This is a genomic window from Pseudoalteromonas sp. 2CM28B (assembly GCF_023161935.1).
The window spans coordinates 15,234-31,224 of record NZ_JALNTH010000026.1 but is presented as its reverse complement, the minus strand read 5'-3'; the positions used below and the strand labels follow the sequence as shown (position 1 = coordinate 31,224).

Annotated in this window: 16 protein-coding genes and 1 tRNA gene; 6 read left to right on the top strand and 11 right to left on the bottom strand. The window is 42.0% G+C overall.

Annotated features, from left to right (window positions below; all coding sequences use genetic code 11):
• Nucleotides 1-268 precede the first annotated feature (268 nt).
• The 3 genes from pepA (at nucleotide 269) to MTN96_RS25505 (ending at nucleotide 5,403) form a co-directional block, all read left to right on the top strand.
• Nucleotides 269-1,780 (top strand): leucyl aminopeptidase, encoded by a 1,512-nt coding sequence (pepA, locus tag MTN96_RS25515; protein ID WP_029772475.1) that lies wholly within the window; start codon nucleotides 269-271, stop codon nucleotides 1,778-1,780.
• 268 nt (nucleotides 1,781-2,048) lie between these two features.
• Complete coding sequence (locus MTN96_RS25510; protein WP_248533080.1) at nucleotides 2,049-2,495, top strand: DNA polymerase III subunit chi; 447 nt, start codon at nucleotides 2,049-2,051, stop codon at nucleotides 2,493-2,495.
• A gap of 55 nt (nucleotides 2,496-2,550) precedes the next feature.
• Nucleotides 2,551-5,403, top strand: coding sequence for a valine--tRNA ligase (locus tag MTN96_RS25505; protein WP_121637037.1), 2,853 nt, complete (start codon nucleotides 2,551-2,553; stop codon nucleotides 5,401-5,403).
• Between the two features lie 105 nt (nucleotides 5,404-5,508).
• Here the strand turns inward: MTN96_RS25505 and MTN96_RS25500 are convergent, their stop codons facing one another.
• Nucleotides 5,509-6,750 (bottom strand): outer membrane protein transport protein, encoded by a 1,242-nt coding sequence (locus MTN96_RS25500; RefSeq protein ID WP_248533078.1) that lies wholly within the window; start codon nucleotides 6,748-6,750, stop codon nucleotides 5,509-5,511.
• 281 nt (nucleotides 6,751-7,031) lie between these two features.
• Between MTN96_RS25500 and MTN96_RS25495 the strand changes: the two genes are divergently transcribed.
• The gene (locus tag MTN96_RS25495; RefSeq protein WP_029772472.1) at nucleotides 7,032-7,355 is read left to right on the top strand and encodes a hypothetical protein; all 324 of its coding nucleotides are present in this window, start codon (nucleotides 7,032-7,034) and stop codon (nucleotides 7,353-7,355) included.
• Here the strand turns inward: MTN96_RS25495 and MTN96_RS25490 are convergent.
• Together MTN96_RS25490 and MTN96_RS25485 are read right to left on the bottom strand one after the other, a co-directional pair.
• Complete coding sequence (locus MTN96_RS25490; RefSeq protein WP_248533076.1) at nucleotides 7,315-8,541, bottom strand: HD domain-containing phosphohydrolase; 1,227 nt, start codon at nucleotides 8,539-8,541, stop codon at nucleotides 7,315-7,317. The two genes, MTN96_RS25495 and MTN96_RS25490, sit on opposite strands and share 41 nt — an antisense overlap.
• A gap of 151 nt (nucleotides 8,542-8,692) precedes the next feature.
• Nucleotides 8,693-8,767: transfer RNA gene (locus MTN96_RS25485), tRNA-Arg, on the bottom strand.
• Between the two features lie 234 nt (nucleotides 8,768-9,001).
• On the opposite strand from MTN96_RS25485, the gene MTN96_RS25480 reads away from it, so the two are divergent.
• A complete protein-coding gene (locus MTN96_RS25480; RefSeq protein ID WP_024031630.1) occupies nucleotides 9,002-9,184 on the top strand; it encodes a hypothetical protein in 183 nt (60 codons plus the stop codon).
• Here MTN96_RS25480 and MTN96_RS25475 read toward each other — a convergent pair.
• From MTN96_RS25475 to MTN96_RS25465, 3 genes are read right to left on the bottom strand one after another with little or no spacing between them, the layout of a single operon-like run.
• The gene (locus MTN96_RS25475) at nucleotides 9,181-9,987 is read right to left on the bottom strand and encodes a phosphotransferase (RefSeq protein WP_248533074.1); all 807 of its coding nucleotides are present in this window, start codon (nucleotides 9,985-9,987) and stop codon (nucleotides 9,181-9,183) included. The genes MTN96_RS25480 and MTN96_RS25475 overlap by 4 nt on opposite strands.
• Before the next feature lie 3 nt (nucleotides 9,988-9,990).
• Entirely contained in the window at nucleotides 9,991-10,608 is a 618-nt protein-coding gene (pnuC, locus tag MTN96_RS25470) for a nicotinamide riboside transporter PnuC (protein WP_004588465.1), read from the bottom strand.
• A 41-nt stretch (nucleotides 10,609-10,649) separates the two neighbouring features.
• Nucleotides 10,650-10,901, bottom strand: a complete 252-nt coding sequence (locus MTN96_RS25465) for a hypothetical protein (protein WP_004588464.1) — start codon at nucleotides 10,899-10,901, stop codon at nucleotides 10,650-10,652.
• A 98-nt stretch (nucleotides 10,902-10,999) separates the two neighbouring features.
• Here MTN96_RS25465 and MTN96_RS25460 point away from each other — a divergent pair, with 98 nt between their 5' ends.
• Entirely contained in the window at nucleotides 11,000-11,239 is a 240-nt protein-coding gene (locus MTN96_RS25460) for a DUF2960 domain-containing protein (protein ID WP_004588463.1), read from the top strand.
• Nucleotides 11,240-11,253: 14 nt separating this feature from the next.
• Here the strand turns inward: MTN96_RS25460 and alr are convergent, their stop codons facing one another.
• The 5 genes from alr to MTN96_RS25435 form a co-directional block, all read right to left on the bottom strand.
• Nucleotides 11,254-12,333 (bottom strand): alanine racemase, encoded by a 1,080-nt coding sequence (gene alr, locus MTN96_RS25455; protein WP_024031627.1) that lies wholly within the window; start codon nucleotides 12,331-12,333, stop codon nucleotides 11,254-11,256.
• A complete protein-coding gene (dnaB, locus tag MTN96_RS25450) occupies nucleotides 12,333-13,712 on the bottom strand; it encodes a replicative DNA helicase (RefSeq protein WP_004588461.1) in 1,380 nt (459 codons plus the stop codon). Before dnaB ends, alr begins: the two co-directional genes overlap by 1 nt.
• 113 nt (nucleotides 13,713-13,825) lie before the next feature.
• Nucleotides 13,826-14,764 carry a DUF4097 family beta strand repeat-containing protein gene (locus tag MTN96_RS25445; protein WP_248463210.1) on the bottom strand — a complete coding sequence of 313 codons (939 nt, stop codon included), beginning with the start codon at nucleotides 14,762-14,764 and terminating at the stop codon, nucleotides 13,826-13,828.
• Nucleotides 14,765-14,773: 9 nt separating this feature from the next.
• Nucleotides 14,774-15,250: a hypothetical protein gene (locus MTN96_RS25440; RefSeq protein WP_248444372.1), complete on the bottom strand. Its 477-nt coding sequence runs from the start codon at nucleotides 15,248-15,250 to the stop codon at nucleotides 14,774-14,776.
• Nucleotides 15,243-15,791 (bottom strand): RNA polymerase sigma factor, encoded by a 549-nt coding sequence (locus tag MTN96_RS25435; RefSeq protein WP_248533072.1) that lies wholly within the window; start codon nucleotides 15,789-15,791, stop codon nucleotides 15,243-15,245. Before MTN96_RS25435 ends, MTN96_RS25440 begins: the two co-directional genes overlap by 8 nt.
• Nucleotides 15,792-15,991 lie beyond the last annotated feature (200 nt).

The following is a 15,991-nucleotide window of genomic DNA, read 5'->3' as shown; positions in this document are numbered from 1 at the left end:
ATAATTTGATAATAAAGTAGCTATTTTACCCAGTTTTATCTGGTAAATAAGTCGTTATTATAAGCTAACAAAATTAATTATCCTACCTAAGTGCACGATATATTGTTGCATTAGTAGCCCTTAAACATATAAAGTTCAATTACACAGTAAGAGTCAGAAAAAATCAGCTAAAATTAAGATTATCCCTACATAAGTTACGTAGCGAAGACTAGATTTTATTTTTTTAGCCCCAATTAATAACGTATATGACTCACAACCAGGAGTAACAATGGAATTTAACGTAAAAAGTGGTAGCCCAGAAAAACAACGCAGCGCGTGTATTGTCGTTGGCGTTTACGAACCACGTAGGTTATCCCCCATTGGTGAACAACTCGATAAAATCAGCGATGGTTATATCTCAAATTTACTACGCCGTGGCGACCTAGAAGGTAAGCCGGGGCAAGTGTTATTATTGCATCATGTACCTAACGTTTTAAGCGAGCGCGTATTGCTTGTTGGCTGTGGTAAAGAGCGCGAGCTTGATGATAAGCAATATAAGCAAATAATTTCTAAAACAATTAATACCTTAAACGAAACCGGCTCAATGGAAGCGGTGTGCTTTTTAACAGAGCAACACGTTAAAGGTCGTGATACCTACTGGAAGGTTCGCCAAGCGGTAGAAACAACACAAGATTGCCTATACACATTTAACCAGCTAAAAAGCAAAAAAGTAGACCCTCGTCGTCCACTTCGTAAAATTGTGTTTAACGTACCAACACGTCGCGAGCTGACCATTGGTGAAAGCGCTATTGAGCATGGCTTAGCCATTGCCGCAGGTAGTAAGCTATGTAAAGACGTAGCCAACATGCCACCTAATATTTGTAACCCTGCTTATCTAGGCGAACAAGCGCAAGAGCTGGCTAGCAATTTTGACAACATCACCGTTGATATTATTGGCGAAGAAAAAATGGCCGAACTAGGTATGAACTCGTACTTAGCAGTTGGTCGCGGCAGTGATAACGAATCGGTTATGTCGGTTATTAACTACAAAGGTGCAAGCGATGAGCAAGCGCCTATTGTGCTAGTAGGTAAAGGTTTAACGTTTGACTCAGGCGGTATTTCAATTAAGCCAGGCGAAGCCATGGATGAAATGAAATACGACATGGGCGGCGCAGCCGGTGTAATTGGCGCTATGCGCGCACTGGCACAAATGCAGCTGCCTATTAACGTAATTGGCGTTTTAGCCGGCTGTGAAAACATGCCAAGCTCTAACGCGTATCGCCCTGGCGATATTTTAACAACCATGTCGGGGCAAACCGTAGAAGTGCTTAATACTGATGCTGAAGGCCGATTAGTATTATGTGATGCGTTAACTTACGTTGAGCGTTTTGACCCAGATACAGTAATTGACGTAGCAACACTAACAGGCGCATGTATTGTTGCCCTTGGTGCACACGCAACAGGTTTACTGTCAAACCACAACCCACTTGCGCATGATTTATTAAAAGCGTCTGAGCAAAGTGGCGACCGTGCATGGCAGTTACCACTGTGGGATGACTATCAAGATCAACTCGATAGCCCATTTGCTGATTTTACAAACTTAGGTGGGCGCTCTGCTGGTACTATTACCGCAGCGTGTTTCTTATCTAAGTTTACTAAAAAGTATAACTGGGCTCACTTAGACGTAGCCGGTACCGCGTGGCGCAGTGGCGCTAAAAAAGGCGCAACGGGTCGCCCTGTTCCTATGCTTACTCAGTATTTATTAAACCGAGCGGGTGTAAGCGAAGCTACGCACGACTAATAATCTAATTAACCTGAGCCTTATTTAGAAAAGCCACTCAGCAGGTATTTTTAGCGCTAACAGCGTTAAATATATTTGCCATAGGGCAAATATATTTAACCAGAGCTTAGGTTATTTAACTTGTATCAAGGCGCCATTTGGCGCCTTTTTTATTGCTGTAATTATCTGTGTATTAATTGAAGCAAACCCCGTTATATGGCAAAATCTGCCTCTTAATTTATGTGTATCAACTATGTGCACATTCAATGTCATGGGAAACCCCGATACAATGAACATGAATGCTCAATTTTTCGTTCTAAAGCAACAAGATGAATCTAAAGCGCAGGCTGATGATCATTTTGCTTTAGCAGCTCAAATTGCCGCAGAGCAGTATCGATCGGGGCATCGTGTATTTATTTTTGTAGATAACGAACACACCGCCTATGCCATTGACGAAACCATTTGGGCATTTGATCCCGACAGTTTTGTGCCGCATAACCTGCAAGGCGAAGGCCCTAAAGCCGGCGCACCAGTAGAAATAGGCACCACGCCTCCTGTTGGCAAACGTAACGTTTTAATTAACTTAGCTACTAACCTACCTGATTTTATTAGGCGTTTTAGCCAAGTTTTTGATTTTGTACCAGTAGAGTCTGTAGCTAAACAAGCCGCTCGTGAGCGCTTTAAAAAGCTGCGCCAACTTGGTGCCAATATCAGCACGCAAGAGATTAATAGCTAGCCGTTTAGGATAAAGCTAACCAACTAATTTAAGTACTTATTTAAGGTTCTGTGTAATGGATAAAACCTACAATCCGCAAGATATTGAACAGTCGCTATACCAAGACTGGGAACAAAAAGGCTACTTTAAGCCATCTGGCCAAGGCGTACCGTATTCGATCATGATCCCGCCGCCAAATGTCACCGGTAGCTTGCACATGGGCCACGCCTTCCAAGATACAATAATGGATACCCTTACGCGTTTTAAGCGTATGCAAGGTAACAACACATTATGGCAAGTAGGTACTGACCACGCGGGTATTGCAACGCAAATGTTGGTTGAGCGTAAACTACACGCTGAAGAAGGTAAAACACGTCACGATTTAGGCCGCGAAGATTTTATTAATAAAATTTGGGAATGGAAAAACGAATCTGGCGGTACTATCACTAAACAGCTTCGCCGTCTTGGCGCATCGGTTGATTGGGACCGTGAACGCTTTACGATGGATGATGGCTTATCTGAAGCGGTTAAAGAAGTCTTTGTACGCCTTCACAAAGAAAACCTAATTTACCGCGGTAAGCGCCTAGTAAACTGGGATCCAAAATTACACACAGCTATTTCAGACCTTGAAGTTGAAAACAAAGACAAACAAGGCCACATGTGGAATTTGCGCTACCCACTTGCTGATGGCGTTAAAACACAAGACGGCAAAGACTACATTGTCGTAGCAACAACACGCCCAGAAACCATGCTAGGTGATTCAGGTGTTGCGGTTAATCCAGATGACGAGCGCTACACAGATTTAATTGGTAAAGAGATTTTACTGCCAATCGTAAATCGTCGTATCACAATTGTTGCAGATGAACACGCTGATAAAGACAAAGGCACGGGTTGTGTAAAAATCACCCCTGCACACGACTTTAACGATAACGAAGTTGGCAAGCGTCATAAAATGCCAATGATCAATATTTTCGATAAAAACGCTGCTATTCTAAGCCAAGGTGAAACATACACCTTTGACGGTAAAGAACTTGAGTTTGATGCGCCAATTCCTGAGCGCTTACACGGCCTAGACCGTTTTGCTGCGCGTAAAGCGATTATCGCAGAATTTGAAGAACTTGGTTTACTCGAAAAAATCGAAGACCATGCGTTAACTGTACCTTACGGCGACCGCTCTGGTGTGGTCATTGAGCCACTCCTTACCGACCAATGGTATGTACGTGTTGCACCACTTGCAGAACCTGCAAAAGATGCCGTTAAAAATGGCGACATTCAGTTTGTGCCTAAACAGTACGAGAACATGTACTTCTCGTGGATGAACGACGTACAAGATTGGTGTATTTCACGCCAGCTTTGGTGGGGTCACCGTATTCCAGCTTGGTACGACAGCGAAGGCAACGTTTACGTTGGCCGCGATGAAGCTGAAGTACGCCGCGACAACAACATTGCCGATGATGTTGCGCTAAGCCAAGACGAAGACGTACTTGATACCTGGTTCTCATCTGCGCTGTGGACGTTCTCAACGCAAGGTTGGCCAGAGAACACGGATGATTTAAAAACCTTCCACCCGTCTGACGTGTTAGTAACGGGTTTTGATATTATTTTCTTCTGGGTTGCGCGTATGATCATGATGACGCTGCACTTTATAAAAGATGAAAATGGTAAGCCACAAGTGCCGTTTAAAACAGTGTATGTTACCGGCCTAATACGTGATGACAACGGCGATAAAATGTCTAAGTCAAAAGGTAACGTACTTGACCCACTAGATATGATTGACGGCATCGAGCTTGAAGATTTAGTACAAAAGCGTACTGGCAACATGATGCAGCCTAAACTTGCCGCTAAAATTGAAAAAGACACGCGCAAAGTATTTGCAAATGGTATTGAGGCACACGGTACCGATGCGCTTCGCTTTACCCTTGCAGCAATGGCATCAACCGGTCGTGATATCAACTGGGATATGAACCGCCTAGAAGGTTACCGTAACTTCTGTAATAAACTATGGAACGCGAGCCGTTACGTATTAATGAACACAGAAGAGCAAGATTGTGGCTTCAACGATGCACAAAAAGAGTTCTCGTTAGCAGATCGTTGGATATTAGGTCAATTTGAAGCAACGGTTAAAACCTACACTGAGCACCTTGATAACTACCGCTTTGATTTAGCCGCTAACACGCTTTACGAATTCACTTGGAACCAGTTCTGTGATTGGTACTTAGAGCTGACTAAGCCGGTATTATTTAAAGGTAATGAAGCACAGCAACGCGGTACACGTAATACACTCATTACGGTACTAGAAAGCCTACTGCGCTTAATGCACCCAATGATGCCATACATTACCGAAACTATTTGGCAGCGCGTTGCACCACTGGCAGGGCTTGAAACTAAAGGCACCAGCATCATGGTACAGGGCTTCCCTGTTTATAATGAAGCAAACGTTGATGCCCAAGCTATGGACGACTTAGAGTGGGTTAAACAGTTTATTTTAGCAATTCGTGTTATTCGTGGTGAGATGGACATCAGCCCGAGTAAGCCACTTAACGTGTTGCTAGCTAACGCGTCAAGCGATGATGTGCGCCGTATCAACGAGAACGAGTCATTTATTGCCTCGCTTGCTAAACTTGAATCGTTCACCCTGCTTGAAAACAAAGACGATGCACCAGCGTGTGCAACATCCTATGTTGGCAACCTTGAAATTATGATCCCTATGGCGGGCTTAATTGACGTTGAAGCAGAGCTTGCACGTATTAACAAGCAACTCGAAAAAGCAGAAAAAGGCCTAGCCCAAGTGCAAAACAAGCTGGCTAACGAAAAGTTTGTAAATAACGCACCAGAAGCCGTACTTGCAAAAGAGAACGCGAAGCTTGCTGAATTCACTGATGCTAAAACCAAGCTACTTGAGCAAAAAACTAAAATAGAAAGCTTATAATTTTAGTTGCCTGCTAAAGCAATTTAGCAGGCATTAAAAAAGCCGCTCACTGTTAAAGTGAGCGGCTTTTTTGTGCCCTGCGATTAACCACAAGGCACAGCTACATTAGAACTTATAGTTGTACTGTGCGCCAACAAGTACAGCGTGACCTTTAGATTCGAAGCCCCATTCGCTGCCTGAATCATCAGTTTCAGTAAAGTTTTGTGTTTTACCACGGATAATACTTACACCTAAATCAACGTTAGAATTTTGGTCTATTGTGTAGTTACCACCAAACGAGAACCAAAAACGGTCTGTATCAGGGATAGAGATTGATAAATGGTTTTTTGAAACTGGCGATTCATCAAACGCTACACCTGCACGAAGCAGTAAACTTTCATTTAGCTGGTAGTCTGTTCCGATTGAATAACGAAAAGAGTCAGAAAAATCTTCTGTTTTTTCAAAACCTTGCTCTGGTGGTAAATTAACGTCAGCTTCTAACTTGTCAAAGCTGCTCCAACCTGTCCATAAAACGCTGTAGTGTAAGCCTAGCTTTTCATCTAGTTGGTGTGAGCCAGAAAGCTCAGCTATTGCAGGTAGCGTAATTTCAACAGATCCAGAACGCTCAGCAATACCTCGAGCGGTGCTTGAATAAGTCCCTTCAAATGTGATGTCAGTTTCTGTTCTGTAATTAAAACCAAAACGGCTATTCTCATCTAATTGGTACATTAAGCCAACATTTAAACCATAACCAGTATCATCACCTTCAAGATTCACAACCTCTGTCTCAGCAGGGTAAGGTAATGGAGTAACGCCTAGATGACGAACTATTTCAGCTTCTGCATAAACCACATTTAAGCCAATACCGTAACTAAACTTCTCAGTAACTTTGTATGCAACACTTGCATTAAGGTTTACAGTAAATATTTCTGTGTTACCAGCAATTTGACCTGCTGAGTAATCATCTTCAAAGTCTGTAGATAAACCAAAGTTAGAAAACGCACCAAAACCAAGTGATACTTTATCGTTGTAAGGCATAGTAAAGTAAGCAGCTGGCACCACTGCACTTGGTGCAATGCTGTCGTCGTCTAATGATGACTCATCAATACCTGTTGGCGCACTTTCACCTTCTAAGCTCACATCTGGAATTACGCCAATAGCAGCAACACTTAGCTGCTTGTCTTTAAATAAAGTCATTAATGCTGGGTTGCGAGCAACAACAGACGCATCATCTGCTATAGATGCTTCACCAGCATATGCACGGCCTAAACCCGATGCATTTTGCTCTGATAATTGAAACGCGGCTGCAAAACTATCAGCCGAAACAAATGCAAGCGAAGCTGCAATAAGAGTTTTAGAAAATTTCATTGTTGTGTCCTTAACCAAACAAGCGTTTGGGTATCTATGTGTTGTTATTAGGATTTTAAACTTGGCTACACTACCTTAATTTTTTATAAAAAACTGTAACAAAGCGACAAAAAACACCAAAAAACACGTTTTTTAACTACATTTTAACAACTATTTAAAACTCATCGGAGCAGAAATGTGCTATTAGAGCTTATACTCTAATTGTAATTAATTATCATTTAGATTGACTTGTAATTCCCTGCATTTTAAACTCATTACAAAATCACAAAGGAAGCAAATAGGTGATCATTTTACTTATTATTGCAGGGCTCATTTTTTGTGGCGCCAGTGTGTTTTGTTTTTATAAAGCAAACTATTGTGCCTGCACACAAGCCGGCCAATGCGATAACCCCGTAAACCATTACTGGTTAGGGGCCATGCTAAATGCATTAGTGTCGTTAGCTTTTTGCTGTATTGCACTGCATGTACAGCAAGGAACATTATTATGGCTAACGTTAATGGCGAGTTGTTTTTTAGGCGCTTATATTTCTGCTAAACGCGAAAAACTTAAGCGCTGTAAAAAAGCTAATTCAACAAGTGCTCTTTTAACAAACGAGCCAAATTAATTTGATAGTCGAGTGGCTTGATACTCGACACTATTTTAATACTTTGATCAGGCTCATTTAAGTCTAAGTCTTTAGGGGTGACGTGGTGCCCGTGTTTAGCATTATAAAATAGCTTAACTTTAGGCTTGATAGGATTTAATTTATTGCCCTCGAGCACGAGAGCTAATCGCTCATTAGTTAATTTAACAATAGTGCCTACTGGGTGCACACCTAAACATTTAATAAAGTGCTGTACTAGCTCTGCATCAAATAGCTCTTTGTTAGCCAACAAATAACGCAGCGCATTAATGGGTTCATCCCCTTCTTGATGGGGCCTATCGGCTGTTAGCGCATCGTACACATCAACAATTGCCATGATGCGCGCTGGGCGGCTAAGCTTTTCAGCTGTAATACCACGCGGATAGCCTGAGCCATCTAATCGCTCATGATGGTTAACTATCATGTCGAGTATAAGGGGGGTAATGCCTTTTTCACCTTTAACCAAGCCTAAACCTTGAGCCACATGGCGTTTAATAATATCCATTTCGCTGCTAGTGAGTTTACTTGGCCTAGAAATAATCCCCTGCGGGAGTTTAGCTTGGCCTAAGTCGTGAAGTAACGCGCCCATAGCAAGCTGCTGCACGGCTTCTTCTTTATATCCTAAATATTTAGCAAATACGGCGGTAAAAATAGCGCAGTTAATCATGTGGCGCCAATTGTAGCTATGTTTGTCTTTTATGCGGGTTAAAATAGTCATTGCGCTGGTATTTCTAAATACCGAGCTGACTATATCGTTAGCCATTTCATCAATCACCTTTAAATTAACCGACAACCCTGTGGTTACATCACCATACAAAGCTTGCAGCTTGCGATTATGCTGCTCAAAGTTAATGCTGGCTTTGGCAAATTCTTGCTCAAGGGTAATCGCAGGTTTTACAGCGGGTGGTTTTGTTTTACTGCTTGAAGTGGTGCTCTTTTGTGGGGACGCACTCTTAGGTTTGTACTTATCGGGTATGGCGGCATCGCCTTTGGTAAAGTCGATAAGCAGCTCTAAAACGCCTTCGGTTACTAAGCGTTTTATAATTGCCTGGTTTCGCACTAAGCCACTGGTTTTTATTTTTATACTGTTGAGCCCTTCATGCTGTTTGGTAACACTGTCAACAAACATACCTGGAGTGAGCTCTGAAATGGGTAACGCGATGAGCATGGCAGAAGCGTTTTCTACAATTAAATATGCCTACTAAATAGCATTATTTAACCCTAAAAGTCTACTTTTTGAGTTGAGGGTAATACCATATAACTATAAAGGACTACTAAAATGAAGGTAGACGTAAACAAGGAAAACAATAAAAAGCAAATGGCGCTCTTGCTAGGAATCGAACCTAGAACTTAGCCTCCGGAGGGCCACGTGATATCCATTTCACCACAAGAGCACATTTGTTGCTAAAACACTAACTCGCGATATCAATGCTTTAGCACTGGCAATAATAAAGAGATCTTTAAATAAATACCAGCATCATTGAGTTATATGCCTATAAATCAAACTGTTTTTGATAAAACACTTCACAACTTGCCAAAAACAAGCTATTTATTGGTATTCGATAAAAAAATAGTAACCGTTTGGCAACATGTTCTGAATGCTTACGGATTATATAGAGGATGTAATTATGAGTTTAATGTCGACTGAGCAAGTGGCTGAGTTTTTAGGTGTAAAAGCCGAGCGGGTAAAACGCCTTGCTCGTGAGAGCTTGCTTATTGCCAAGTCTGAAGATGAAAACGGTGAACCCCAATTTGATGCTGACGAAGTAGCAAAGTACAAAGAGCTTGCCGCTCGTTTTGGCGGGCTTTAACCTTTTATCTCGTTTAATAACTTATTTAGCTGCGCGCGTAATGTGCTTACCTTATTATTTATGTCGCGCTGCTCATACCACCCTATACACAACACCAAAAACACCACTTTAAAGTAACGTAGCTTGTCATAAGCGCAATAAAACTCACTGGGTATTGCTTGCTGGGCACTATATTGCTCAAGCAAAGTGTGCTCTGCGTGCGCATTTAGCTCTAAGCTGACCGCAAGTGCCGCTAAATCAAAATACACGTCGTTTGTTTGCGCATATTCAAAGTCAATCAAATACATGCCACTTGAATTTACTATTAGGTTATCTTTAACTAAATCGTTATGACAAAAGCCACTGTTGTAGGGCATGTCATTAATGGCGCTTAGCGTATATTCAATTAAGCGGCTGTGCTGTTGATATATGTTGCTATTAGCGTAACACACAAGCTCTTTTGCAATATCCATTGGCTGTGTAGCTAGAGGGTAACTATGAACGCGTGCCAACTTCTCAACTAGGTCAATACTGTAATTATTAGTAGCGATATCACCACAAATATAGCGAAATGCAGCTCGCCTGTTAGCCTTATCGAGCCAAATGGGTTTAGGGCAAACGTTATGCTGGCTAAGTGCAGTTTGGGCTTGTAGCCCTATTTTAGGCCAATGCGATTTGTAGCATTTTAATAAGTAGTTTTGCTGTGCGGTTTTTATTAGGTAATTGTCGTTACTTAAACCATTCACTAGTTTAGTGGTTTGTAGCACGTGCTCAGGTGCCAAAAACTCACTACATAACGCGGCAATATTTGGATTACGGTGCATGCGTTATAATTGCGCTAATGGCTTAGCTTGGCTTTGCTCGTACTCTTCGTACCAGGTTTTAAATCCCCACGCGGCCATAATAGTGTAAAAAATAAATAGCGCGAGCGTTGGGTAATAGCCTTTTTCGTAATACAAATACATAGAGGCCGCATCAATAACAATCCAATACAGCCAGTTTTCGAGTACTTTTTTAGCAACCAAATACGTGGTTACCACCGCAAAACAGGTTGTAAAGCTATCTAGGTAGGCAAAATCGGCGTGGGTGTAGTTTTGCATTACATAGCCAATAATAATGGCCGCTAAGCTCGTAGCGCCTATAAGAATGGCGTGGCGTTGTGTAGACCATGAGGTAATACTAATATTATCTGCTTTGCCTTTGCGCCATACCATCCAGCCAAATACAGCCATGTACATGTAATAAAAATTAAGTAGCGACTCCATAAGCAGCGCGCCATTCCAGTACATTATGGTGTAAATAAGCGTGCTAAAAAAAGCGGCAGGCCAGCACCATAGGCTCTCTTTTATTGCCAGTAATAAATAAGCAATAGACAACCCTACCGCAATATATTCCCAATGCGACATTGCTGTAAAACCACTTAAGGTTTGTGTTAAAAAATCCATGTGTGCGGTTACCGTTTTTAATACACGTTAAATAAAGGCGATTACTCTGGAGATAAATCGCCAGATAAAAACTTACAAACAAAAATAGCCTTACCAAACTCTTCGTACGAGCGTTTAATTTCGGTGTTTAGCACTTGCATTACTAAATCGTAATCGCCAAAAATTTGCGTAGAAAGCGTATTGGTGATCACTTTTAAGTTGTCGTATTCGTTCAAACGGTCAATAAAGCCCTTAATAAACGGAATGTAATCTTGATGAAGTGGGTATTTACTGATCTCTACTGATAATTTCATTTTAAACTCTACTTTTAATTATTTGATTTCAACAAATCGTTCAATGCCAGTTCAATACAGTGTAAAATTACACTCACACTCAATTAGCTGAGCTTATTATGGCACGCAGAATAACCTATACATTTAAAAACCAACCGCGCGAAATTAACTTCGCAAAAGACAAATACCACGACATGTATCAAGCTATTGCCGCTGCCGAAGGTATTGATTTAACTAACTACTTAAACATGGTACGCCAAATAGAAATGACCTCAAAAGGCTCTTCGGCTGTACGTAACTTTCGTGACCAAGAATTTGCCCGTATGGGCTTTAGTGATATTTACTTTATTAAAGAATAAATATCACTTATTAACTATCGCTGGTACTCGTAACTTACGCGCGGTGTAATATTACACAGTAATTCGTAAGGGATAGTATCGGCGCAGTGGGCTATTTCTTCAACCGGAAGCTCCGGCCCCCACATTGTAACGCTGTCGCCTACTTTAACATTGTGCTCGTTTTCGCCTATATCAATGCTTATCATATCCATAGACACACTGCCTACAATACCGTAACGCTGTCCTGCAATCATAACCGGCGTGCCTTCTTTGGCATGACGCGGATAGCCATCGCCATAACCCATAGCCACTACGGCTAATTGGGTTGGTTTATCACTTTGCCAACGGCCTCCGTACCCTACTCGCTCATGGGCGGCAACATCACGCACTGCAATCACCTTTGTGGTTAAACGCATGACAGGCTTTAAATTGTGCTCTTGCCCTGTGCAGTTTGCCATTGGCGACACCCCATAAAGCATAAGTCCTGGGCGTATCCAATCGCCGTGTCCTGCTGGCCAAGCTATAATACCGGCCGAGTTTGATAAACAATGTGCTTGGTCTATGCCCTTTACAAGCGTATCAAATAAGCTAATTTGCTGTGCCGTTTTAGTATTGTGCGTATCATCGGCACACGAAAAATGGGTCATCAAATTAATGGTGCTTTTAGCATTGGGTGTGCGCTGCAAGCGGCTATAAAATGCGTCAAACTGCTCAGGTGCTATGCCTAATCGGTGCATGCCGGTGTTTATTTTTAGCCAGCAAGTAATTGGCGCATCTAAGGTGGCATTTTCTATTGCTGCAAGCTGGTTTTCGTCGTGCACAATAGTTTGAAAATTATTAGCCAATAAAATAGGTAAGTCGGCTTTATTAAAAAAACCTTCAAGCAGTACTATTGGCTTTGTTAAACCACCGGCGCGCAGTGCGAGGGCTTCATCAATTCGGGCAACAGCAAAAGCATCAGCACTATTTAAGTGCTGGGCAATTTTTACTAAACCATGCCCATACGCATTGGCTTTTAATACCGCCATTATTTTGCTATTTGGCGCAAAACGTTTTACCTGCGATAAGTTATGCGCAAGGGCGGTTAGGTTAATTTCGGCAGTGGCTAGGCGCATTAGTATTCATCATCAACTGCTGGCCCCGCGTAATTATCAAAGCGAGAAAATTGCCCTTGGAAGGTTAAGCGCACTTTACCAATTGGGCCGTTACGCTGTTTACCTATGATAATTTCGGCGATGCCTTTTTCTGTACTGTCTTCGTTGTATACCTCATCACGGTATATAAACATGATTAAATCGGCATCTTGCTCTATTGAACCTGATTCACGTAAATCTGAGTTAATTGGGCGTTTATCGGCACGTTGCTCTAGCGTACGGTTTAGCTGCGAAAGCGCAATAACCGGGCACTGTAACTCTTTAGCGAGCGCTTTTAATGAACGCGATATTTCGGCAATCTCTAAAGTACGATTATCTGATAAACTAGGTACGCGCATTAACTGAAGGTAATCGACCATGATCATACTAATACCACCGTGGTCGCGCGCTATACGTCTTGCACGTGAACGCACATCGGTAGGTGTAAGCCCCGATGCATCATCAACATACATTTTGCCTTTTTCCATCAACAGCCCCATAGTTGATGAAAGGCGTGCCCAATCGTCATCATCTAGCTGGCCAGTACGTACCTTAGTTTGGTTAATACGACCAAGTGATGCCAACATCCTCATCATAATTTGTTCAGAGGGCATCTCTAATGAGTAAATAAGCACAGGCTTGTCTTGCGTCATTGCGGCGTGCTCAGCAAGGTTCATCGCAAAGGTGGTTTTACCCATTGAAGGACGTGCTGCAACAATAATTAAATCAGAAGGCTGCATACCTGCTGTCATTTTATCTAAATCAGCATACCCAGTGCTTACACCGGTTACACCGTCTTGCGGCGACTGGTATAGCTCTTCGATTTTATCGACGGTTTTTTCAAGAATGTTATGAATGCTTTGCGGGCCTTCGGTACTTTTTGTACGTTGCTCAGCAATTTTAAATACTTTACTCTCGGCAAAGTCTAATAAGTCGTGGCTGGTGCGCCCTTCTGGGTTAAAACCAGCTTCGGCTATTTCATTAGCTACGCCAATCATTTCGCGTACTACCGCGCGCTCACGCACAATATTGGCGTATGCATCGATATTCGCAGCACTTGGGGTGTTTTTAGCTATTTCGGCCAAATACGCAAAACCACCAATGCCTGCTAGTTGGTTATTTTTTTCAAGACTTTCTGAAATTGTGATTAAATCTATCGGATCGCCCACTTCAGCAAGCGCGGTCATGGCTTCAAAAATAAGCTTATGGGTGCGGGTATAAAAGTCCTGCGCAACAACCAGCTCTGCTACGCGGTCAAAAGCTTGGTTATCAAGCATTAAGCCACCTAAAACAGATTGTTCAGCTTCTATTGAATGGGGAGGAACTTTAAGGGTATCGACTTGCTTATCTGGTTTGGCCATAACTTCACAGTACTAAAATTGAATGGCTCTATTCTATCGACTTGGCGGGGCTGTGCAAATAGCAAAGCAGGAAATCTTTTCCTGCTTTTTGTAATCATTAACGCTAATTAGCGTTATTTAGTTCGCAGCTCAATTCGCCCGCTTATAGTATCCATTTCAACACTTGCGCTGCCACCATTGGCACTAAACTCTAAATCACTAGAAGGGCCATATTTAGCTTTAGTAACTTTATCGCTGGTAACTTTATTAATAATTTTACCGTTGGCGTGCGCTTTAATCTCAAACTGAGCCGACACGCTTTGCGGGAAGTAAAAATCAGCATCACCACTTACCGACTCATAGCGAACATCAGCCCCTTTTAGCAACTCACTGATGTGTATTTCAGCTTCGCCGTTTACAGTATTAATACGTAAGCTTTTTATGCTCGATAATGTAAAATCGATATCGCCATTTACGTTTTCTAATCGTACGTCGTTTGCGGTTGTGCTTGATTTAATATCGCCATTTACGGCACTAAAACGCAGCTCACCGCTAGATTGCTTATCATTTATTTCACCGTTTACGGTTTCAAATTGAATATTGCCGCTTAAGTTCTGTGCGTTTACATCGCCATTTACGGTGCTTAATTTAACAGTGCCGCTAATGTCATTTACCGTAATTTCACCATTAACAACATCAACCTCAGCGCCTTTTTTAAGTGTTTTTGCAGTCACTGACACATTTACGCCAGCAAATTCTAAGCGACTGCTTTTTGGCATAAATACTGTTAAGTTAGAGCCATCTCCATTGTTACCCCATCCCAAATTGCGTGGCATTTTTACTATAAATTCGGTTTTATCGCCTGTCGTTTTAAGCTCAAATCCTTCGGCCTTGTCATCAAGCTCGCCGGAGACTTTAAATTCGTTTTTATCCCAGCCGGTTATGTTTACATCGCCGCGTTGGTTTTCAATAAAAATAGTGCCGCCGCTTGGCACCTCTATTTGCTTATCTATTTTTTCGCCCGCTAAAACGCTCAGTGGTAATAGGCTTAGCCCAAGTAAAATTGCTTTCATGTTATTCCCCTATATTTGCTGCCAACGCGGTGCATGCACCTTGTTAATTAAGTCGAGTTGTTGCTGGTAAACTTGCGCCAACATGGTCAGTAATGCCTGATTTTGTGGCTCGTTTTCAAGTGCCTGTTTAATTGCCTGCTCTGCTTCTTCAAGCTCTTGTAACTGTGCTTGCCAGTTATTGGTAAGTGCATCCTGGTTTTTGTACTGCACTAATAAACTTTGCTTTTGCGCTTTAAAGTAATCGCTCATAGCAGCCACTTGGCTTGGCTCGTTATTGCTCATAAATATATTTATTGCTAATAACGCCGCTGCACTGCACGCAGCAATAGCGCTAAATTTAGGCCATAATGGCGCTTTAACAGCAGGTGGCTTAGCTGTCACTATGGCGTGTTCAATGCCCTGCCAAAGCGCTTTATTGGGCGCTATGTCTTTATTTAAATTGTTTAAAGACTCGTTTAAGTAGTCATCAAAATTTTGTTTACTCATACTCGTACCACTCTTGTAATAACTGCCTTGCACGATGATATTGCGACTTACTCGACCCCACTGCCATTCCCAATTGCTGGGCTATTTCTTCGTGGCGGTAGCCTTCAATGGCATATAAAACAAACACCATGCGGGCGCGCTCTGGTAGGCGAACAATTAATTTATCTAACCCGTTTAATCCCTTACAACTTTGCGCGCTTTGCTCATCCATACCGCTTTGTTCTATGCTCACAACTTTGTTTAACCAGCTTTTGTGTTTGCGTACATAACTAATCGCAATGTTGCTTGCTACGCTGTATAGCCAAGTAGAAAATTGTGAGCGCCCGTCAAACTGCGCTATTTTATGCCACACCTGCACAAACACCTCTTGGGCGGCATCTTCAGCGTGCGCTTCGTCGGCCAGTAAGCGCAAACATAAACCGTAAACACGCTTTATATGCAGCTCATATAATGCCTTATAAGCATTTTGATCCCCCGCTTTAACACGCTCAATGAGTGCAAGGTCGCATAGGGACGTGTGCTCGGGTTTTGTGTGTAACATCCGTGATGTCGCCTTTTAATTATTTTTATTTAAAAACGTGTATTAATGAGTGTATTGATTACTAAGACGCAAAGACAGACAAGAAAGGTTTAAACTAATAATAAAAATAGTTAAATAATTTTATATAGAGCTATTAGATGGGTATTAAAGAGGAATTTTAGATACAAAAAAGCCGCGCTAAAAGCACGGCTTTTTGGGCT